Consider the following 22191-nt stretch of genomic DNA (forward strand, 5'->3'; position numbering starts at 1 on the left):
TCCACTCATCCGCTGGAGGAGTTTGCCATGAACGCGTTGACCACCAACTTCTATCAGCTTCTGGCTGACAACCTCGGCTCACGGCCGGGCAAGCCGGCGATCATCGACGGTCATCGCGCGGCGAGTTATGCCGCGCTTGCGGCCGACGTGGATCGACTGGCAGGTTATCTTCAGAGCCGCAACATCCGGCCGGGCGACCGGGTGATCGTGCACCTGCGCAAGAGCATCGCCGAGGTCACGGCCATGTTTGCCATCGCCAAGGTGGGCGGGGTGGTCGTCAACGTCAACACGCAATGGACGGTCGAGCAGCTCGAATACGTGGCCAACGACTGTGGCGCACGCCTGCTGATTGTCGAGGCAAGGGTCGCCGAAGCTCTTGGCGCGCGCAAGCTGCCCGACACGGTCGACAATGTCCTGGTCAAAGGCAAATTGCCGGCCGAGGCCAGGTTCGATGTCTGGGATCATCTTCCGGAAGATCTTTCTGGCGACGAGATTGCACGCCTCGACACAGAACTTGCGATGATCATCTACACGTCCGGTTCGACGGGCATGCCGAAGGGCGTGATGCTGACCCATCGCAACATCGTTGCCGGCGCCCGCTCGGTTTCGCGTTACCTGGGCCTGAGGGAAGACGACCGGCTACTCAGCATCCTGCCCTACAGCTTCGACTATGGCCTGAACCAGCTGACGACAATGATGCTGATGGGCGGTACCGTCGTGCACCAGGCGGTGCCGATGGCCACCGAAATCGTCCTGGCCATGCAGCGGCATCGGGTGACCGGGGTGGCCGCCGTGCCGCCGCTCTGGAGCCAGATCGTGCGTCTGCTGAAGGACAATCCGGTTGAGTTTCCGGCGCTCCGGCGGATCACCAATTCCGGAGGCAAGATTTCGCTCAACATCCTGGAGCAGATACCGCGGGTCTTCCCGGATGCGGATGTCTATCTGATGTACGGGCTGACCGAGGCTTTCCGCTCGACCTATCTCTCGCCGCACAAGTTTACCCGCAAGATGGGGGCTATCGGTCAGGCGATCCCCGGCGCCGAAGTCTATGTCATCAAGCATGGCGAAGGCATCGCCTACCCCGGCGAACAGGGCGAACTCGTTCATCGCGGCCCACTCGTCAGCCTCGGATATTGGGGCAAGCCGGAGGTGACGGAGCAGAAGATCCGGCCGTGTCCTGAACTCTGGCACCTGATCGGCGACGAACCGGTTGTCTACAGCGGCGATATCGTCCGGATCGATGCGGACGGCGATCTCTGGTTCATCGGCCGCAACGACGCGATGATCAAGACCAGCGGCTTCCGCATCAGTCCGGATGAGATTGAGGATCTCGTCTGCCGCAGCGGTGTTGTGGCGGAGGCGGTCGCCTTCGGTGTTGACGACGAGGAACTGGGGCAGACGGTGCATGTGGCAATAACGCCGATCGGGGAGTTCGACGAGGAGGCCCTGCTGCGCTACTGCCGGCGGGCGATGCCGTCCTACATGGTGCCGCGGCAGTTCCATGTCTGGCCGGAAAGCATGCCGCGGACGTCGAGCGGCAAGCTGGCGCGGCCGGATGTCGTGCGCCTTTGTCGCGAATGGATGCAAGGCGGGGAGATTGTCTTAAGCGCGCCTCCGCCGGCAGCGCAAATCAAAGTGACCGAAACACGGGAGAACCTGCAATGAGCCTTACCCATGGAAAGTTGATCGGTTACCTGCGGGAATCACTGAATATCGCCCATGCCGACAGCGAGAGCGAACTGTTCTCCTCAGGCCTTCTCGATTCTGTTTCGATGGTGAACCTCCTGGCATTTGTCGAACAAACGACGGGCCTTTCCATTCGCGCCGAAGACGTGACGCTCGAAAATTTCGATACGCCGGCCCGGATCATCCGTTTTGCCGAAGCCAGCGCCTGATGAACCATTATTCGGCGCTCGATGTCTGGCTGCAGAGTGCGGCGGCATCATTCGGAACCCCCTCCTATGTTTATCTCGCGTCGGCGATCGAAAGCCGGGCAGTGCTCCTGAGGCAAGCTTTCGAGCAACGCTTCGCATTGAGCTTTGCCGCCAAAAGCAATCCAAACCCGGCTTTGCTTTCCCTCATGAAGGGCCAGGCGGAATTTCTCGACGTCTCCTCGATCGGGGAGTTCCGGACGGCGATAGCGGCCGGATGGGAAGCCGAGCGCATCAGCTTCACGGGTCCTGGAAAACGGCCGTTCGAAATTCGTGAGGCAATAGAAGGCGGCATTGGCGAACTGATCCTGGAATCGGTGCGCGAGGCGGTGCTTGCGAACGCGGTCGCCGGCGAGGTCGGACGGATACAGCATGTCCTGGTGCGCATCGCGCCGACCACGGTTCCCAAAGGGTTCGGCGACCAGATGGCCGGCCGGCCGTCCGCCTTCGGCATAGACTGGGAAGATATCGCAAGGGACATCCCCGACATCGCGGCTCTGCCCAATCTCAAGATCGTCGGACTGCACATTTATTCCGGCACGCAATGCCTGAAGCCGGAGGCAATTTGCGAGAACTATCGCAACTTCATCGGCATTTTCCGGGAGGTTTGCGAAGCCTACATTCCGCGACCGGAGAAGTTGGTGTTCGGATCAGGGCTTGGAATTCCCTATCACGACGGCGACCTGCCGCTCGACCTTTCCGTGGTCGTTGCCGGCATTGCATCGGATCTCGATGGTTTCAAGGCGCTGCCGCAATTTGCCGAGACCCGGCTGGTGCTCGAACTCGGGCGGTATCTCGTCGGCGAGGCTGGATATTTTCTGACGCGCGTCGTCTCGGTCAAGGAATCGCGCGGCGTGCGGATCGGCATCTGCGATGGCGGCATGAACAACCACCTGCCGGCTTCCGGCCATTTCGGGATGGTGATGCACCGGAACTATACGATGCACAAGGTCGGCGGGCGGGGCGAACCGGAGAAAATCAACCTCGTCGGGCCTCTTTGCACGTCGATCGACCGGCTCGCTGTCGGGGTGATGCTCCCGCGGATCGAAGAGGGTGATCTTGTTGCCGTCCACAACAGCGGCGCTTACGGGCTAACGGCAAGCCCGATCCATTTCATCAGCCACGCACCACCCTGCGAGGTTCTCATCGAGGCCGCCGGCATGCGCGATGTGACACACATTCCGGCGCTCCCCTCGGCATAATGCCTGTCTAAAATCCCGCAAGTAAAAATCAGTAGGCTTTGCCGAAATCGCAGATCTCGATCGCGGTGCGGACGACGATCTTCATATCCAGCCAGAACGACCAGTTGTTGATGTACCAGAGGTCGTGGAATATCCGCTCTTCCATCTTCTCGATGTTCGGCGTCTCGCCGCGGCAGTTGTTGACCTGGGCCCAGCCGGTCAGGCCGGGTTTGACGTGCCGCCTGAAGGCGTATTTGGCGATCTGAGCGTCATAGAGTTCGTCATGGGCGAGTGCATGCGGGCGGGGGCCGACGATCGACATCTCGCCGCGAAGGACGTTCCAGAATTGCGGCAACTCATCTATGCTCGAAGCGCGGATGATAGCTCCGACTTTCGTGACGCGGGGATCCTTCCTGGTCGCCTGGCGAATATCGCCCGAATCTTCCATGACGGTCATGCTGCGGAATTTCAGGATCCGGAACGAGCGGCCGCCGTAGCCCTTGCGGACCTGCTTGAACAGTACGGGACCTTTAGAATCACATTTGATGGCGATCGCGACGACGAGCAACAACGGAAACAGCGAGAGGAGGGCGGTCAGCGAGAAGATGATGTCGAATGCGCGCTTGGTGCCGCGTTCATAGAGGTTCAACGGCGGCCGCTGCGTCTGAAAGGCGGTCATGCTGCCGATCTTGCGGGCAGGAGCGCTGGTCAGCCGGCCGACGACGCCATCGAAGATGACATTGACCGGCAAAGCCGAGCGCCTGAGTTCGCCAAGGTAGAATTCAAGATTGGAGACGTTCGGGTCCCGCCAGATGATGAATACTTCATCTAATCTGTCGGTCTCGCTTTGCCTCAGTCTCTGCAGGGCGTTCGCGGGCAGCATATTTTCATCCGAGAGGCGTATGATCTGCGCGAGGGTCATGCCGCTTGCGGCAGCCTGATGCTGCCAATGTTCGGCCGAAAACTCCTCGTGGCAGATCAGCAGCACCCGCTTCATCTTGAAGGAGGCCGCAGCTGCCGCCGATGGCAGATACCAGTACCAGAACAGGCGGGTGCAGATCAGCCCGGACAGAGAGATGAAAGCGGTCATCAAGATCGCCCCGCGCGAGAACGTCGTGCCGATCTTCAGAAAGAAGATGACGGTCAGCAGGAAGGCAAGGGCGCTTGGGATAAGAATGCAGATCAGCCGGATCTGCGGCCTCAGGAGCTGAATGCTCTCCGGGCTGTAGGCCTGGGCGCTGTGCATGGCGAGCACGAAGATCGTCGACAGAACGAGGCCGATGCCGATGAAAAGCGATGGATCGGGCGCAGATCCGAAAACGGCATACTGATAGCCCGTGAAGCCGACGCCGGTTGCTCCGAGAAGGTAGACGAAGTCCACCGCGGCAGCCACATAGGCGATGACATGATATTCCAGCCCTCTGCGCGGAGGCTTGTGCTCATACGATATGTAGTCATTTCCGATGTTCGGCTCAAATGGTGTGATCATCGTTAAAAAACCCCTACCAGCGATACGAGTATAGCCGAGGAGAGGGGGGGCACAATGTATCCTGCCTACCTCCTAAGAATGATCTCCCTATTACCTACTTTTGTTGCTGGGGTGATTGAGTACAATCCCTCAGGTATAACGTCCAATTTATGCTCATGGTTGTAGTAAATATTTTAGACTGACTTAAAATTAGGCGCGTGCATTTGTTTATATTTCGACTGGTAAGGCAGAGCTACCGTTTCTGCTGAGAAAATGGACATTGGTAGCTGTTGAATGCTGGCTCTGCATCCGATTGAGCCTCGCCGGCTGAAGGCTTGACGGCCACAGCCCTTGTTTTGAGTTGGGGGTGTGGATGGAGTTTGAATGGGACGTTGCCATCGTCGGCGCCGGAATGGGCGGCGCGGCAATGGGATACGCGCTGGCAACCGCCGGGCACCGCGTACTTTTCATTGAAAAGGGCCTAGCTCACTTTTCCCAGGACGAGCGTGATGACCCTGATAGTCCGGACGAAGCGAAGCGCCTGAGAGATGGCCGATGGCCGCAGCAGATTTCCGGCTCGGTGGATGCTCGTCCCGTCCGGTTCTTTCCTGCGCTCGGCTGCGGAGTCGGCGGTTCGACGCTTATCTATGCGGCAGCGCTCGAACGGTTTTCCCCAAGCGATTTCAAAATCGTCGACAAGTCCGGCAGGCCGGCCTGGCCGATAGACTATGAAAACCTTGAGCCTTTTTATCGCAAAGCGGAGCGCCTGCTGCATGTGCGCGGCAGCCAGGATCCGCTGCAGCCGCAATCGGAGGTCATCGAGCCTCCTGCCATGACGCGGTGCGACCAGCACTTTTTCGACTCGGCGCAATCGAATGGGATGCATCCCTATCGGGTTCACACGGCCTGCCGATATATCGACGGGTGCGGCCAATGCGGCGGCTTCATCTGCCATAAATCCTGCAAGCAGGATGCGCGGCGGGCGTTCGTCGAGCCGGCACTCGCGACCGGAAACGCCATGATCATCGATCAATGCAACGTGGAAAAAGTCTCAGCCGACGATGAGGCGGTCACTCAATTGTCGTGCCGGAGGCATGGAAACGAGTTGGCAATCGTTGCCAAGCTCTACGTACTCGCGGCCGGCGCGCTTTCGACACCCCTGCTGCTCCTCAACTCCACCAACGAATTCTGGCCGAACGGCCTTGCAAACACATCGGATCTCGTGGGGCGCAACCTGATGTTCCACGCGTCCGATTTCTTCGCCGTCTGGCCCCGGGGCAGGACCCGTGTTTCCGAGCCGGGAAAATCGATCGGCCTTCGCGATTTCTATGAACATGAGGGTCTCAAGCTGGGCGTCATCCAGTCCACGGGCCTGACTGCGACCGCCAATAATGTGCTTCATTTCCTGAAACTACTGATCGACCGGAACGGCTGGATCTGGCTGAAGCCGCTCAAACCGTTCATGCGCATTCCGGCGATGATCGGCGCTCTCATCTCCGGCAACGCAACGATTTTCACCTCTATCCTCGAGGATCTGCCCTATCCCGAAAATCGCGTGAAGCCTGATCCGGAAGATGCCGCCAGCATCTATTTCGAATATACGATTCATAATGAGCTGCGGCAAAGAATGCAGGCCTTCCGCAAGTTATATCGGAAGGCATTCAAGCGGCACCGGATGATGATGTTCGGGTCCGAAGTCAACCTCAACTACGGCCATGCCTGTGGAACGTGCCGGTTTGGTCCGGATCCCTCCACGGCGGTATTGGATGCCAACAACCGTGCGCACGACCTGAACAATCTCTATGTCGTCGATGCTTCGTTCTTCCCGACCAGTGGAGGGGCCAATCCAAGCCTGACGATTGCCGCTAACGCCTTGCGTGTCGGTGAGCACATTGCTCAGAAATTGTCCGCGACAAAGGCGAAACGGAGGGAGCCCTGCGTCGTTTCGGATTCCGCGTCGTGACCACGAGCTTCCGAAAGGGGGCAATGGCCCCCGGTCTCTCCCATCAGTGGTTCCTGTTTCGATCGGTTCTGATCCAGGCCGCCCCGCCGGCTTGAAGGATATGGCGCGGATAAATCCTCAATTTCCTGAACATGTATCCCGGGATGTCCACCATGGCATGCATGGGAAGCGCGCGTCTGCCGTGACGCCACCAGGCAACCGATAGCGCGATGTCGAAAGCAAGGATCGCGATGGTCGAGATCGCAAGTGGCGCGATCGCAATTCCCGAAGTTGCGAGGAAGACTGCCGGAAACAGTGAGAGCAGGAGAAGCGCTGCCAGCAATGTCAGCGGCGGTATGAGCGCATCGAGGACGAGCGCCAGATAGGCCCTGTTCCGCAACGTGTTGACGTCCAGCAAGGCGGAAAAAAGGTGTGCCGCCAGCGCGAAGCGGCCCGCGTTCCATCGGGAGGCTTGCGTTTCGAGGCCTTTCTTCGAATACGGAAATCTGCTGCTGACGGCTGCGGCATCGCAGAAACGCGGAGCGCGGCCGATCCGCGCGAGGTCCAGCCCAAGCTTCATGTCTTCGACCAGATCGCCGTTCGCAAGGGCGGCGTCCCGCAGGATGGCCCAAGGGAATGCCATGCCCGAGCCGGTCAATTGCGCAGGAAGCCCAAGTTTCGCCAGTCCAAGAAGCCGGATCCGGTTCTTCAGAAGAAATGCGAATTCGGAAACCGCGAGGTTGATGCTTGCGTCCGGCGGCGCGAACATCAGGTAGCGGGATTGCACAGGTCTGTTCGTTGCCGCGGCCATGATGGCGAGGTTATCGAGTGCGCCCGGCTCCAGCCAGCAGTCGGCGTCGACAATGATGACCACCTCCGGCGGCAGCAGGCCGAGATACCTGACGCCGGCGTCGAGGGCGTATCCCTTGCCGCGGCGAAGCGGATCGAACCGTACGATGACATCCGCGCCCGCTTCACGTGCCAGCGATGCGGTGAGGTCACTGCAATTGTCGGCCACGACGATCAGCCGATCGCCGTGGCGCATCTGGCTTTGGATGCTGCGCAGGGTATCGGTTATCTGGAGCTCTTCGTTATGCGCCGGGACAAGAACCGCGACTTGCGGCCGCCGCCCGTTCGGACGTGGCGGTCCGCTCCGCCCCCCGAGACTTCCAGCGAGACATTCAATCGCGAAAAAGACAGTCGGAACCAGGACGACGACGGACAATAGCAAGGCCGCGGCGATTAGTATGTCCTGTTGCATGGCTTACCCTCCGACGACACGTCTCAAGCGGTCAATCATAGCCCGAGGGCCGAGGGTTCTAAGCTGACCACGCTACACCGTTCGAGTGTGCACGGGCTCATCCTATTTCGGGGCAGGTGGAGCCACCGCGAACATGTCTACGCCCATTTGATGGCTGGTGGATCAATTGAAGTCTGATCCTTGCGCCCAATACGATTATCCGATGCAATTCGTAGAGCGAATGCAGTCGGTTACGCGAAATATGGCTATGGATTGCCGACCGTCTGCCGCACGGTGAAACGGGCCGGAAGGACGTCGTTCATGGCGATGGGCGCCTGGATCCGGCCGACGGCTTCAGCGGATAGTCATGCCGGCGACGACATAGCCTTCGCGCAGCCTGATCTGACCCACCAGCCGGTCGCCCGTCTTGAAGGGCGGCACATCGATCTCGAAATAGGCGGCGAAATGCCCGTCCGCCAGGTTCAGCTCGATGCGGATGGCCTCGAAGCCGAACATGGTGCGGGTCAGGCCGTACTGGCACTTGTAGGTGCATTCCTTGGCGCTGAAGATCGCTTTCACCAATCGTCCGCGAGTGCCCCATTGCTGCCGGTTGAGCCACTGTCCCTCCCGCGGAGTGCAGATCTCCTGCGCATAGGTGTCGTCAAGCGGCGTCGCTTCCTCAAGATCGAGGCCGAGCGCCTTGATGCCGTCCGAATGGCGACCGATGGCGGCGACGCAGCGGGTGGTGGAGTGGCTGATGCTTCCGGCAATGCCGGCCGGCCAGATCGGCGCCCGATCCGATCCAACGGGTATGGCCATTCGAGGCAGTCCGAGATGGTCCATGGCCTGCCTGGCGCAGATGCGGCCGGCGGTGAACTCCTGCTGCCGGCTCTTTACCGCATTGGCGATCGCCGTTCTCTCTTCAGGATAGAGTTTCGATACGTCACCGAGCAGGTCGGCTTCGGCGACCGACACGGAAGGGTCGAATATGCCCTCCAGCAGCATGGCTAGACCTTGGTCTCCACGCGAACCAGCGTGGGGCGCCGTTCCATCGCGTTGCGCCGCAATGCGGCTCGCTCGGCTGCCCGGCCGAGCTGCAGGTCTGCCTTGCCCTTGCCGGAGATATGGTCGGCAAGGAGGGCAACCGTCGGGAAACGGAAGAGGTCGGTGATCGTCAGATCCGGCGCCAGCTTCGCCTTCATTTCCCGATGGACCTGGACCGCCAATAACGAATGCCCGCCGAGAGCGAAGAAGTTGTCGAATATCCCGACCTTCTCGAGTCCAAGGGCGCGACCGAACACCTCGCTGATATCCCGCTGCAGATTGTTGGACGGTTCGATGAACGTGGCTGCCGGGGCCTGGACCTTTTCCGTCGGGGCCGGCAGCTTATTGCGATCCACCTTGGCGTTCGGCGTCAGGGGGAAGGCTTCCATCGTCACGAAATGCGAAGGTATCATCGCATCGGGCAGCGCCTCGGCGATATGGGTGCGAAGTTCCTGTTCGGAGACAGATGTCCCATCGGTGCGGATATAGGCCACCAGGCGCACGTCGCCGGGACTGTCCTTGCGGGCGACAACGACGGCCTCGCGGATGCCGGCGAATGTTCCGATCCGCGCTTCGATCTCGCCAAGCTCGATGCGGTGGCCGCGGATCTTCACCTGGTGATCGGTGCGGCCAAGGAAATGCAGGACGCCATTCCGGTCGAAGCGGGCAAGGTCGCCCGTCCGATAGATCCGGCCGTCCATGAACGGATTGGGCAGGAAGCGTTCTTGCGTGAGCTGTTCGCGGTTGTGATATCCGCGGGCGACCCCGTCACCGCCGATGTAAAGCTCGCCGATATCGCCGGGCGGCACCGGATTACCAGCGTTGTCGAGCACGTAGAGCTGCGTATTGGCGATCGGATGGCCGATCGGAACCACGCCCGTCGATGGGCCGGCCGTGAATGTCGAAGACCAGATCGTCGTCTCCGTCGGGCCGTACATGTTTTCGATCGTCGCGTCGGTGACGGTTCGCAACGCTGCGAGAAGCGAGCCCTGCAGCGCCTCGCCGCCGAGGAAGAGGTGCCGGACGTCGCTGAGCGCAGCGCGGTCCTCGTCGATCATCATGAACATGCGGGCCATCGAGGGCGTGCATTGCAGATGCGTGACCCGATGTTTGCGGATTTCTTCCGCGAAACCGTCGCCGGTCTCGTCGCTGACGGGGTTCTTGCTCGTCTTGACGACTTCGGCCAACAAGGGAAGCCTTTCCAGGACGATATTGTCTGCCAGGCCGAAATCGATGAGGCATGCGATGTCGTCGACGCCGGCCGCCTTGACCTGGTCCAGCCTTTCCAGCGCATCCTCGACGGTGCCGAACAGGCCGCTGTCCTCGAAATAACGCAGGAAGGCAAATTCCAGGATAGCGTCCATCTCCTCGGGCGCCAGCGACTGGAGATCGATATCCATCGGCTGGGCATTGCCCTGCGGTTTCTTGAATGCCGGAAACGCCCAGGCATATTGCTTGATGAGGGCGGCTGCGCTGCGCAGGTATTCCTTCATCGGGCCGCGGGCCAGATCCCGCACCTCGTCGCGGTCTTTGCCGATCAGGGTGTGGAGCATCAATGTCACTTTATAATCGGCCGGATTGCGGCCGGTCTCGGCAAGCGTCTGCCGGTAGATCCGGATCTTTTCCGCGAGCTCGTCGACCGACTGGCCGAGCAAGTGGGTCAGCACATTGGCGCCAAGCCGGGCTGCCTCCCGATAGCTTTCCGGGTTTCCAGCGGTGGTAAGCCAGACGGGCAGTTCCTTCTGGACCGGCCGAGGCTGGGTCACGACCGCAACCGTGCCGGCGCCGAAATCGAAATCGACACTCTCGCCGCGCCACAATTTGCGGACGACCTCGATGTCGCGGGTCAGGCTCGCCTTGTTCTTCGGCGGGGCGTTCTCGGGGCGCAGGACGAAATCCTCGGGCATCCAGCCGGAGGCGAAGGCAAGTGCAACCCGCCCGTTGCTGAGGTTATCGATCACCGCCCATTCCTCGGCGACGCGCGCCGGATGATGAAGGGGCAGAACGCAGCTGCCGGCCCGGATCGAAAGGTTCCTGGTGACAGCCGCGACTGCGGCACCGGTGACCGCCGGGTTCGGATAGGGGCCGCCGAACGCGTGGAAATGGCGCTCCGGCGTCCAGACGGAATCGAAACCGTTGGCATCGGCAAATTTGGCGCCTTCGATCAGCAGCCGGTATTTGTCCGGCCCCGATCCGCCGTCATTGCCCCAGTAAAAGAGACCGAAATCGAGATTGGTACCTCTTCCGGCGGAAGACGCGCCCTTCGCCTTGGCTTCGATAATTTCGGAGGAGTGGACGACGACCTTGAACCCGCGGGCGAGCGTCCAGAAGAGTTCCAGAACCGAGATATCGAAGGAAAGGCTGGTGACAGCCAGCCAGACATTGTGACGATCGGTCGCGTGCGGCACCCGTTCGTCCATGCCGGTGAAGAAATTCACGACGTTGCGATGCTCCAGCATCACGCCCTTCGGAAGGCCGGTGGAGCCGGACGTGTAGATGACATAGGCGAGATTGCTGGACGTAACGCCAGTTGCCGGGCGATCCGCTCCAGCCTGGTTTCTGAGGATATCCTCGACGCACAGGAAATTGCTGCCTTCGAGCGTCTCGGATTTCGACAGCCGTCGCTCGGTCAGAACCAGCTTGGCGCCGCTGTCCTTGATCATGAATGCCAGTCGGTCGGCCGGAAAATGCGGGTCGAGAGGAATATAGGCCCCGCCCGCCTTCATGATCGCGAGCGCGCCGACGACCAGATCGAGCGAACGCGGCAGGTATAGGCCGACGGTGACGTCAGGGCCGACGCCCTGGGCCACCAGCGCCTGGGCGATGCGGTTCGCCCGCTCGTCCATCTCGCGGTAGGAAAGGGAGCGGCCGTGGAATGCCAGAGCTTCGGCATCCGGCGTCCGGTCGACCTGCCGTTCGATAAGCTGATGGACGCAGGCGGCGGTATCGTATTCGCGCTCCGTCCGGTTCCAGTCGAAGAGGACCATGTTCCTGTCGGCATTCGACATCAAGGGCAGGTCCTGCAGCAACGTCGCGCGGTCCTCGAACGCCGAGGCCAGGATCGCAAATGCCGTCGCCAGATCCTGCGCCTGCCGTTCGTCGATCCGCACCCGATCGTAGAGCAGGTCGGCTTTGGTCTCGCAGAGCCGGAAGGTCAGGGCGCAGCCCTCGATCTCATCGGCGAACGCCGGGTTGGAGATGTCTGCGACACCGATCGTCAGTTCCGGTGCTGCAAGGCCGGGATAACGGTCGACAAGATCGCGGCAATAACCCTGGCGCTGGTCCAGCACCTTCAACGCCTGACCGACCTGCGTGAGCAGGTCGTCGACCGAGGCTTGCCCCGTGGCGTCGATCCGCAGCGGAATGGTCTTCGCGAAATAGCCGGGATGGCGGGCGTCGAGATCTGCAAGCCTGTCGTTCGCATAGGCGAGGTCGAACGCGGTCTGGCCGGAAAGACGCACGAGGAAGGCTGCTGTCAACGCGACCCGCTCCTGGCGCGAAAGCCGCCCGGAAAAAGGCAGAGGAATGATACGGATATCCGGTGCCTGGCCAGCTTCCGGGGCTTTTATATAGGGAAGTGCGATATCGGTGCCGGCTTCGAGTGCACGGCGGAAGAAGGTTTCATGCCGCGCAAGAGCGGAAACCGCTTCCGACAGAGCGGTCTCGTCCGCCTCGCTCATAAGCGGCAGTCGATCGCCGGGACGTAGTACCGAAGAAAGCGTGATCTGCCTGGCGCCATCCTTGCGGGCGGCCTCGAGCAGAACCGGCATGTCTGCGGTGCCGACCGTCACGCCATGGGCGCCGACCGACAGGACGAGACCGGGTTCCCCGTTCAGTTCGCCGTCGAGGATGCGAAGGTTCCTGACGGTGAAGACGTCGTTGCCGAAACGGACCTTGGGTGTTGCCAGGGGGTTGAGATAGGTGGGGCCGAAATCCAGGCCGCGCACCAGGCGGGACAGCTCGCCTGCCGAGGCGGTGAAATCGAGCGTAGCGGCGGCCGCCGGACGCTTGAGCTGTCCGTAATAGGCACGGGTTGCGAAATCCTGCCGGCGCGGCTTCAAGGCGCCGCGCTCGATATCGCCGAGCATGTCGGAAAAGGTTGCGATCCCGGCTTCGAAACATTTCGTATTCAGCGTCAAGGCGGTCTCATCCGCGCTGATCTCGAAATGCTGCTGCGCATAGACGTCGCCTTCGTCGATCCCTTCGGTGATCGCGTGCCAGGTGATGCCGTGCCGGTCATGGCCTTCGAGGATCGCCCAGGCGGGTGTGTTGAGGCCCGCCATGTCCGGCAGCAGGCCGTCATGAAAATTGGCGGCGCCGATGCTTGCATGCCGCCAGGCCGCGTCGGGAACCATTTTCAGGTTGGCGATGCTGAAGAGCCAGTCGTAGTCGTATCGGGTCAGCTGAGCGGCGTATTCGCCTTCTTGCGTCACGACGGGGATGTTCTGGGCCTGCGCCCAGTTTCTGACCGATCCGTTCGACGTCGCTACGGCCTCGATCCTATGTCCGCGCCCCCGCAGAATTTCAGCGCATTGAACCAGTAATAAACCGCCACCGATCAAAACACACTTCAATTCGCCCATAAAGCTTGTCCCCACTCGTTGCTGTTCCAGGCACTTCGATAGAAACGGGGAGCGGTATAAAACTCAACATGCGCCGGACCACCCATGCGGATGATCGCGCCTAAGCCTGAATTGCAGGCCATACCCGGCGTTCCCCCATACGGATGATCATGGCTTCCAAAGGAGTAATTGCGATTGCGTCTTGGCTGGCAGCACATTGAGGCTGCGGGTTTGCGCTCGCGGATTTCAGTGGGAAGCGGAACGAGGCTCGTGGCATCATTGGGGTGATGTCATCAGGTTGGCCTCCGTGGATTAGGGCGGTGTCGATGCTTGAGGGGTCAAACCAGGTCTGTGCCAGCGATATTGCAATCGTCGGCATGGCTTTGAGAGTGCCGGGTGCACGCAATGTTTCGGAATTCTGGCAGAACCTGCGAAACGGCGTAGAGTCGGTCCGGACGTTTTCGCCCGAGGACCTGATCGCTGAAGGCGAAGACCCCGAGCGTCTCCATCACCCCAACTATGTTCCCCGCGGCGCCGATCTTCCCGACATGGAAATGTTCGACGCGGAATTCTTCGGCCTGAACCCGAAGGAAGCGGCGATCATGGATCCCCAGCACCGCCATTTCCTGGAATGCGCCTGGGAAGCCATGGAGGACGCCGGCCGGACGCCGAACAATCAGCCCGGCCCGGTCGGTATTTTCGCCGGCTGCGGCATGGGCAGCTATTTCTATTTCAACGTCTGCAGCAATCGCAACCTGATCGACCAGGTGGGAATGTTCCTGTTGCGCCACACGGGCAACGATAAGGATTTTCTGGCGACGCGCGCTTCTTTCACGTTCGACCTGCGCGGCCCGAGCGTCAATGTGCAGACCGCCTGCTCCACGTCGCTTGTCGCGGTCCATTACGCCTGCCAGAGCCTGATCTCCGGCGAATGCGACATGGCGCTTGCCGGCGGGGTGACGATCGAGTTCCCGCATCGGCGCGGCTACACGTTCCAGGAAGGCGAGATCCTTTCGCCCGACGGGCACTGCCGTCCTTTCGATCATCGCGCGGCGGGCACCATTTTCGGCAGCGGCGTCGGGGTGGTCGTGCTTCGCCGGCTTTCGGATGCGTTGCGCGATGGCGATGTGATCCATGCGGTGATCAAGGGCACGGCCGTCAACAATGACGGCAACAGCAAGGCGGGTTATCTGGCGCCGAGCGTCAGCGGGCAGGCAGAAGCGGTTCTGGAGGCTCAAGGGCTCGCAGGCGTCGATGCCGACACCATCCAATATGTCGAGTGCCACGGCACCGGCACGTTCCTCGGCGATCCGATAGAGATCGAGGCGCTGACGGCGGCCTTCAGGCAGAGCACCAACCGGACCGGCTTCTGCCACGTCGGGTCGGTCAAATCCAATATCGGCCATCTCGATACCGCTGCGGGTGTCGTCGGTCTCATCAAGGCGACGCTTGCCGTCAACGAGGGCGAGATTCCGCCGACGCTCGGCTTCGAACGCCCCAACCCGTCGATCGATTTCGAGAAGAGCCCGTTCCGGGTCAACAACAAGCTGGTGAAGTGGCCGCATGCGCCAGGCCCCCGCCGGGCCGCGGTCAACTCGCTCGGCGTCGGCGGCACCAATGCGCATGCGATCATCGAGCAGGCGCCGAGCCGTTACGTGGCCGACGCGGCCGGGGCCGATGCGGAGGTCGGCGTCGATTCCGATCCCATGCTGCTGTTTCTTTCGGCCCGTCAGCGCAAGACGATCGATCAGGCCGCCGAGCGGCTCGGCTCGGCGATGTCCGCTCAGCCCGGCCTTTCGCTCGATGACGTCAGCTATACGCTGCAGCACGGCCGCAAACATTTCGACCATCGTATGGTGGTCGCCGTCCGTGGCCGGGAGGACGCCATCGCGGTCCTTGCGAACCCCGGCAGCCGTGGTTTCGTTCATCAGCCCGTGCCGAACAATTCCGGCGCCATATTCCTGTTTCCGGGCGGCGGTGCTCAATATGTCGGCATGGCCAAGCGGCTCTACGAGGAGGAGCAGACCTTCCGACGGAGCGTCGAGGAGGGGCTTTCCCATCTGCCTGTCGACGCAGCAAATGAGATCCGCACGGTATGGCTTGGCGAGAGTTCCGCTACGGCTGCGAAGACCTTCCTGCGCCCCTCGCTTCAACTTCCGGCCATTCTGATCGCCGAGATCGGGTTGGCGCGCCTGTGGATGGATTGGGGCGTGAGGCCGAAGGCGCTGATCGGTCACTCCATGGGTGAGAACGCCGCGGCCTGTGTCGCCGGCGTGATGTCCTTCAGGGACGCCGTCAACCTGGTGCATCTGCGGGGCAAGCTGTTCGAGACCATTCGGCCCAGCGGCATGATGAGCGTACCGCTTGATCACGCCCGGCTTTCCGAACTCCTGCCGCCATCGCTCGACATCGCTTCGGTCAATGCGCCATCGCTTTGCGTCGTGTCAGGCCTCAACGAGGATCTCGACCGCTTCCGGGAGTTTCTGGCGGGGCAGGGCATCGACGCGACGCGCGTGCCGATCGACATCGCCGCGCATTCGCGGCTGGTCACGCCCATTCTCAAAGCCTTTGAGGCCTTTCTGCGCGGTATTATTCTTCGGGCGCCGGCCATTCCGATCCTGTCGAATCGTACGGGCCTGCCGCTGAGCGCGGAAGAGGCGACCGATCCGATGTACTGGGTCGATCACCTTCGTTCGACCGTTTATTTCGCAAATGGCATGGCAGCGCTTTCGGCGGAACCGGGACGTATCTATATCGAAGTGGGTCCCGGGCGCGTTCTGTCGTCACTGACGAAGGCGCAGGGATCGATCCCGGCAAACCAGGTGATCAACAGCCTCCCGCATCCCGACGAGGCCGGCGACGATCGGCTCCATTTCTTCTCCGCGGTGGGGCGGGCTTGGGCGACCGGGCTCGAGGTCGATATCGACCGCCTATGGCAGGACCGTTCGCCGCGCCGGGTCCGGCTGCCGGCCTATCCGTTCCAGCACAAGCGCTTCTTCATAGACCGCGCCGGAGCGAATGAGAGAGGCAAAAGCACCGAGCCTGTCCTTTCGAAGGAACCCGATATCGCGCGCTGGGGTTATCGCCCCTCCTGGAAGCAGACGCTAGCGGATTACGAGCTGGGCGCCGAGAAGGAGGCGCAATCCTGGCTCTTCTTCCTCGACGAGACCGGGTTCGGCCAGAAGTTGGTCGAAGCGCTGAGGACGGCCGGCCACCGTGTGGTTACGGTGGCCCTGGGCGACGCTTTCATTCGCCGCAGCGCCGAGGACTATATGCTCTGCCCGGAACTGGGCCGCGCCGGATATGACGCACTCATTGCCGGGCTTGTCGGTGATGGCGGCCTGCCGTCGCGTATCGTGCATATGTGGCTTCTGACCCAGGCCGAGACCTTCCGGCCCGGCTCGAATTTCTTCCATCGGAACCAAGAATGCGGTTTCGACAGCATGCTGCATCTCGCCCAGGCTCTGGGGGATGCAGCCAGCGTTGCGGACATGCATTTCACCGTCGTCACGAACGGCATGCAGCAGGTCTCGGGCGAGCCGTTGCCCTATCCCGAAAAAGCCACCGTTCTTGGGCCCAGCCTGGTCCTGCCGAAGGAGATGGCGGGTGCCACGGTCAGGGTAATCGATATCGATCTGCCGCCCAAGACCGAGCGGAACGACAGGCGGTTCTCCTTCGGGCGCATGACGGGGCGGGTGGAGAAAAAGGAGGCCGCGGAACCGGCAGCGTTGATCGAGCAGATCTGGGAAGATCTGCATGCCAAGCCAGGATCCGAAATCGTCGCCTTGCGCAAAGGGCGGCGCTGGTCGCAGGTTCATCAGCGGCTGCCGTTGAAAGACGTATCGCCCGAGCAGGCGACACTGCGTGAAGGCGGCGTCTACTTCTTCTCCGGCGGCTTGAGCGACGTCGCTTTGGCGCTTGCCGACGAACTCGCCGGCCGGTTCCGGGCGCGGATCGTGCTAGTCGGCCGCACCGTTGTGCCGCCAAGGGAAAACTGGGAATTCTACGATCGCACCCACGGCCATGGCGTCGTTCGGCGGGCGATTTCGGCAATCCGGAGGCTTGAGGAGAAGGGGTCGGAAGTTCTTTATCTGGTCGGCGATGTCGGCAATCCGGAGCAGATGAGCCGGGCGGTCGAGATCTCGCTCTCCCGGTTCGGGCAAATCAACGGTGTCTTCCATGCGGCCGGCACGGTCGATGACGGCCTGATGCAGACCAAGACACGCGATAGCATCGACAGGGTCCTGACACCGAAAGTGCTCGGTACCACCGTGCTGGACGCGGCATTCGAAAACGTGGCACTCGATTTCTTCCTGATGTTTTCCTCCACCAGCACCGATGTGGTGCGGGCAGGGCAAGTCGACTACGTCGCCGCGAACGCCTATCTCAACGCCTTCGCGCAGAGCCGTTCACATCGGACCGACCGCGCCACCGTCGCGCTGCATTGGGGCGTCTGGAATGAAGTCGGTCTTGCGGCGCGGGCGCTTGGCACTTCCGAAGGCAGTGGGTGGATCAAGCCGGTTGCCGGGCCGGCTGGAGGTCCGTTGTTCCAGCACTGGAAAGAGGACGAGACGGGATTGCCCTGGCTCGAGGCGCTGGTGAGCCCCGGGACGGTATGGATGCTCGACGAACATCGGCTGCTTTCCGGCCAGGCGGTCATGCCGGGTACGGGCTATCTGGAGTTGATTGCACAAGCGTCTCGGGAATACGGACTTCCGTTCGAAGCGGAAGTGGCGGACCTCGTATTCCTGAGACCGCTTGCCTTCAATGACGGCGAGACGAAAGCCGTTCGGGTGCGGTTGGAGCCGGTGGCGGCGCATTTTCGCGTCGTGGTTCTGGCTGGCCCGGCGGATGGCGAGGATACGCTGTTCGTCAAGCACGCCGAAGCCGTCCTCAAGCCGCAGGCGCAACAGAGGCGCGCGACGGTCGACATCGCCGCTGTCGCCTCCCAATGCGACAGGTCAAGGGTCGCCGGAGGGGGGAGCGCGCTTCGCGCAGTTCAGGAGAAGCATATCCGCTTTGGCCCCCGCTGGGCGGTCCTGCGCTCCATGGCGATGGGACGCGGCAAGGCTATTGCGGAGTTGAAACTGGACCCGATCTTTGCCGATGATCTTGCGAATGGCGTCCTGCTGCATCCGGGTCTGCTCGACATCGCGACCGGCTTTGCCATGCAGCTTGCCAAGGACTACGACGCCGAGACCTCGCTTTGGGCGCCGGCAACCTATGGCCGGGTGGTCCTTCACACGCCTCTTCCGGTCGAAGTCGTCAGTATCGTGGAACTCGCCGACTCCAGCGATTTCGGCGAGGGCTATGCGGCATTCGACGTGACGATCACCGATCCTCACGGCAACATCATCTTCGAAGCCGAAAAATTCGTCATGCGCAGGCTGGAGAGCGATCTTGCTCTGGGTCTCGCATCCCAGGCGGACCTGCCGGCTGCTGCCAAAGCGAAGCCGGCCGCGCTTTCTCCGGCGATGTTGAAGCTCGGCACCCAGGTGCGCAACGGTATCTTGCCGGCGGAAGGTTTTTCGGCGCTGCAACGCGCGCTCGGCACATCCGAACCTCAGCCGATCATCAGTTCGATCGATCTCGAAACTCTGCGCGAATGGATTGCCGCCTCTGCCGAAACGGCGACGCCGTCCGGCGACAATTTCGAGAGACCGGACCTCGAAAGCGAGTTCGTCGAGCCGCGCAATCCGATCGAGGAAACGCTGGCCGGCTATTGGCGGGAGCTCCTCGGCATCGCCAAGGTCGGCATCCACGACAGTTTCTTCGACATGGGCGGGCATTCGCTGATCGCGGTTCGCCTGTTCCGGATGATCAAGAAACAATATGAGCTCGACCTGCCGATATCGACGCTGTTCGAGGCGCCGACGATCGCCCAATGCGCGGAGCGTATCGCTGCGGAATTGCCTGATGGAGGCGAGGCCGCAGGGTCCGAGCGCGCGGCGAGCCTGCCGACGGCGGCAAAACCGGTTCATCTGGTCCTGATGAACCCCGGTAAGAATGCAAAGGCAACCCCGCTGTTCATCTGCGCCGGCATGTTCGGCAATGTCCTGAACCTTCGCCATCTGGCAATGACCATGGGTGCTGACAGGCCCGTCTACGGGTTGCAGGCCCGCGGGCTTTACGGCGACCACGAGCCGCACGCGACGTTCGAAGAGATGGCGGCCGACTACATCGCCGAAATCCGCACGGTGCAGCCCAACGGCCCCTACCTTCTCGCCGGTTATTCGGGGGGTGGCATAACCGCCTTCGAAATGGCCCAGCAGCTTCAGGATGCAGGAGAAGAGGTTTCCCAAGTGGTCATGCTGGACACCCCCATGCCGCGGCAGCCGGGCCTGGGCCTGCGCGACCGTATCAGCATGAAATTGCAGGATATGCGCCGACATAAGATGCGGTTTGTCGGCGCGTATCTGAGGGACCGTCGCGCCTATCAGGAGCAACAGCGCGCCAAGTTCGAGTTGGAGCATCAAGGTGAATCGCCTGAGTATTTCAACAATGTCAGGATCGAGATGGCGTTCAGGAGAGCGTTGCTGAGGTATGACGTGAGGACTTATTCCGGCAAGGTCACGTTGTTTCGCCCCAAGCCCGATATCTTCTACAGCCTTGGTGGCGGCCGTCACCTGAAGCAGAACCGCGATGTACTGCTGCCTGACAATGGGTGGGGGGGGCATGTACCGCAATTGCGGGTCTCGGAAGTGCCGGGAGACCACGACAGCATGGTGCTCGATCCGTATGTTCGGGTGCTCTCCGAGCACATGCGTGCTGTTCTTGAAGCCTCCGGTGTCTCGGCTGCGCTCCATGGGGCAGCCGATAAGGAGGCCAAAGTTCAAGGCAGAGCGCCGGCCCGGGTCGCCGAGATTGCTTAGCCGATGAATGATGGCCAGATCTCGAAAATACTGTTTACGCAATTGCCATGACATGCTCGGGGCACGCTGCTTGCGTGCCTTCAACATTGAATTGGAAAATCTTCTTAAAGAACGAGGAGTATTCTGTGACTGACGCAATCGTTCCCTCGGATTGGAAGCAGGTATCTTCCCCTCACGACAAGGAGCGGTCGCTTCTCGACGCTTTGCCCGTGACGGTTCAGCCGCCGAAACGGCGTCTTCGCACGACCCTTATCCAGGCCGCGGGATGGTCGATGATGGGGTATCTCCTCTCGCAGGTGATACGCATCGCAAGCAACCTGGTGCTGACAAGGCTGCTGATGCCGGAAATGTTCGGCATCATGGCCGTCGCCACCATGATTCAGGTGTCGGTCGCCATGTTGTCCGATCTCGGGCTCAGGCCCGCGGCCATACAGAGCCAATTTGGCGACGACCAATCCTATCTCGACACCGCCTGGACGCTGCAAATCATCCACGGCTGCCTGATCTGGTTTGCCTGCGTCCTGATCGCCATCGGGATCGGGCGTGCAGCCGAGTATGGCATGTTTCCGGCCGGATCGGTCTACACAGTCACGTCGTTGCCGGCCATCATCATGGGCATGTCTTTTTGTACCGTGATCATGGGGTTGCAATCCACAAAACTGATCACTGCGTTCCGGCACCTCGATCTTGGGCGCGTCACTTTAATCGAGATCGTGGCTCAGGTCGTCAATCTGGCGGTGGGGATCTCGCTTGCGTGGTACACCGGCTCGATTTGGTCGTTCGTGGCCGCGACGCTTTTATCTGCGCTAACGACCACTGTTCTTACTCACATATGGCTGCCGGGTCGGAATAACAGCCTTTATTGGGAAGCTGCGGCGATAAGGGATCTTGTTCGGTTTGGCCGCTGGATCATGCTGTCGTCCATCCTGACGATGATAGCGGCCAATGGAGACCGCATCTTCCTCGCCGGATGGACAAGCCCCCTCATGCTCGGCTTCTACAGCCTGGCCTTCAATCTTATCTCGATGCTGGAAGGTGCCGGTGGCCGGCTGTTCTTGAACGTGGCAATGCCGGCCTTGGGCAGGATTGCAAGGGAACGCCCGGAGCAGCTCGGCTCCATGTTCTGGAAAATGCGATTGCCGCTGGATCTTGTTTTCATCGGAAGTGCGGGCGCGATCTACTCGAGTGGCACGGCAATCATAGAAGTGCTCTATGATGATCGCTATCGAGATGCTGCTCCAATTATCCAGATATTGTCATTCAGCCTTCTTGTGATGCGCTTCGGTCCCCTGTCCGCGATCTATCTCGCCGTCAATGAACCGCGTAACCAGACTGTCATGAATTTCATTCGCGCGGTCTCGAGTTTTACATGCCTGCCCCTGGGTTATTACTTGTTCGGTTTCGAGGGCGCAGTATGGGCGGCCGCACTTTACGGACTGCCCGTATTGCCGGCGATTCTTTACTTCAATCATCGTCACGGCCTCAACAATTTCCTGTATGAAGCGGGTGTATTGCTGGCCTGGCCTGTCGGGTATCTGGCCGGAAGTCTGGCAACGGGCATTCTCCACCACGCTGGCCCGATGTTTTAAGAAAAGCTGCCATAAACTTCCCTTTTTGCTGTCATTATATATAGGTCGGCCGCCGATTATTGGCGCCGAGATGTCCAGACGGCGGCTGCTTTCACGCCGCAGTGGTCCCTGTCCCGAAACACGACGTTTTGCGCCGGATCAGGTCAAGTATCCGAAAGTTCATGGGCGGGGCGGGGATCGAGCTTTATGGGAGCATTTTGACGTGCACGTTAACTATAAGGAGATATCCAATTCCTTATCGGAACTTAGCTCGCCCCTCCGGTAAATATTTTTATCTACCTGCTTACTTGCGCATAGACTAAATTACGTATCTGCTGTATATTGACCTTAATAAAAGGTTGAAAGGTGTAAAGACAGTCTGT

At 60.9% G+C, this 22191-nt stretch carries 10 protein-coding genes; 6 read left to right on the forward strand and 4 right to left on the reverse strand.

Annotation, left to right across the window (positions count from 1 at the left end):
• The first annotated feature begins 27 nt into the window (after nucleotides 1-27).
• The 3 genes from GQ59_RS23480 to GQ59_RS23490 are packed head-to-tail and all read left to right on the forward strand — an operon-like array spanning nucleotide 28 to nucleotide 3133.
• Nucleotides 28-1665 (forward strand): AMP-binding protein, encoded by a 1638-nt coding sequence (locus tag GQ59_RS23480; protein ID WP_051904162.1) that lies wholly within the window; start codon nucleotides 28-30, stop codon nucleotides 1663-1665.
• Complete coding sequence (locus GQ59_RS23485; protein ID WP_037085796.1) at nucleotides 1662-1895, forward strand: phosphopantetheine-binding protein; 234 nt, start codon at nucleotides 1662-1664, stop codon at nucleotides 1893-1895. The genes GQ59_RS23480 and GQ59_RS23485 overlap by 4 nt, the downstream gene beginning before the upstream one ends.
• Complete coding sequence (locus GQ59_RS23490) at nucleotides 1895-3133, forward strand: type III PLP-dependent enzyme domain-containing protein (RefSeq protein ID WP_037085798.1); 1239 nt, start codon at nucleotides 1895-1897, stop codon at nucleotides 3131-3133. The genes GQ59_RS23485 and GQ59_RS23490 overlap by 1 nt, the downstream gene beginning before the upstream one ends.
• Before the next feature lie 28 nt (nucleotides 3134-3161).
• Here GQ59_RS23490 and GQ59_RS23495 read toward each other — a convergent pair whose 3' ends face one another.
• Nucleotides 3162-4601 (reverse strand): exopolysaccharide biosynthesis polyprenyl glycosylphosphotransferase, encoded by a 1440-nt coding sequence (locus tag GQ59_RS23495; protein ID WP_037085801.1) that lies wholly within the window; start codon nucleotides 4599-4601, stop codon nucleotides 3162-3164.
• 352 nt (nucleotides 4602-4953) lie between these two features.
• Here GQ59_RS23495 and GQ59_RS23500 point away from each other — a divergent pair, with 352 nt between their 5' ends.
• Nucleotides 4954-6543: a GMC oxidoreductase gene (locus GQ59_RS23500; RefSeq protein WP_037085803.1), complete on the forward strand. Its 1590-nt coding sequence runs from the start codon at nucleotides 4954-4956 to the stop codon at nucleotides 6541-6543.
• A gap of 43 nt (nucleotides 6544-6586) precedes the next feature.
• Here GQ59_RS23500 and GQ59_RS23505 read toward each other — a convergent pair whose 3' ends face one another.
• From GQ59_RS23505 to GQ59_RS23515, 3 genes are all read right to left on the reverse strand, one after another.
• A complete protein-coding gene (locus GQ59_RS23505) occupies nucleotides 6587-7783 on the reverse strand; it encodes a glycosyltransferase family 2 protein (RefSeq protein WP_037085805.1) in 1197 nt (398 codons plus the stop codon).
• Between the two features lie 333 nt (nucleotides 7784-8116).
• Nucleotides 8117-8767, reverse strand: a complete 651-nt coding sequence (locus GQ59_RS23510) for a 4'-phosphopantetheinyl transferase family protein (protein WP_051904163.1) — start codon at nucleotides 8765-8767, stop codon at nucleotides 8117-8119.
• 2 nt (nucleotides 8768-8769) lie between these two features.
• Nucleotides 8770-13239 carry a MupA/Atu3671 family FMN-dependent luciferase-like monooxygenase gene (locus tag GQ59_RS23515; RefSeq protein WP_084683272.1) on the reverse strand — a complete coding sequence of 1490 codons (4470 nt, stop codon included), beginning with the start codon at nucleotides 13237-13239 and terminating at the stop codon, nucleotides 8770-8772.
• A 455-nt stretch (nucleotides 13240-13694) separates the two neighbouring features.
• Here GQ59_RS23515 and GQ59_RS23520 point away from each other — a divergent pair, with 455 nt between their 5' ends.
• Entirely contained in the window at nucleotides 13695-20240 is a 6546-nt protein-coding gene (locus tag GQ59_RS23520; RefSeq protein WP_037085864.1) for a type I polyketide synthase, read from the forward strand.
• Between the two features lie 125 nt (nucleotides 20241-20365).
• Nucleotides 20366-21829 (forward strand): oligosaccharide flippase family protein, encoded by a 1464-nt coding sequence (locus GQ59_RS23525; RefSeq protein ID WP_244448034.1) that lies wholly within the window; start codon nucleotides 20366-20368, stop codon nucleotides 21827-21829.
• Nucleotides 21830-22191 lie beyond the last annotated feature (362 nt).

Source organism: Neorhizobium vignae (assembly GCF_000732195.1).
In the GTDB taxonomy this organism is placed as follows: Bacteria; Pseudomonadota; Alphaproteobacteria; order Rhizobiales; family Rhizobiaceae; genus Neorhizobium; species Neorhizobium vignae.

Bases quoted from the DNA above. Each gene is read 5' to 3' on its own strand.
- GQ59_RS23480 (WP_051904162.1), top strand. From the start codon at position 28: ATGAACGCGTTGACCACCAACTTCTATCAGCTTCTGGCTGACAACCTC.
- GQ59_RS23500 (WP_037085803.1), top strand. From the start codon at position 4,954: ATGGAGTTTGAATGGGACGTTGCCATCGTCGGCGCCGGAATGGGCGGC.
- GQ59_RS23490 (WP_037085798.1), top strand. From the start codon at position 1,895: ATGAACCATTATTCGGCGCTCGATGTCTGGCTGCAGAGTGCGGCGGCA.
- GQ59_RS23495 (WP_037085801.1), bottom strand. From the start codon at position 4,601: ATGATCACACCATTTGAGCCGAACATCGGAAATGACTACATATCGTAT.
- GQ59_RS23510 (WP_051904163.1), bottom strand. From the start codon at position 8,767: ATGCTGCTGGAGGGCATATTCGACCCTTCCGTGTCGGTCGCCGAAGCC.
- GQ59_RS23485 (WP_037085796.1), top strand. From the start codon at position 1,662: ATGAGCCTTACCCATGGAAAGTTGATCGGTTACCTGCGGGAATCACTG.
- GQ59_RS23520 (WP_037085864.1), top strand. From the start codon at position 13,695: ATGCTTGAGGGGTCAAACCAGGTCTGTGCCAGCGATATTGCAATCGTC.
- GQ59_RS23505 (WP_037085805.1), bottom strand. From the start codon at position 7,783: ATGCAACAGGACATACTAATCGCCGCGGCCTTGCTATTGTCCGTCGTC.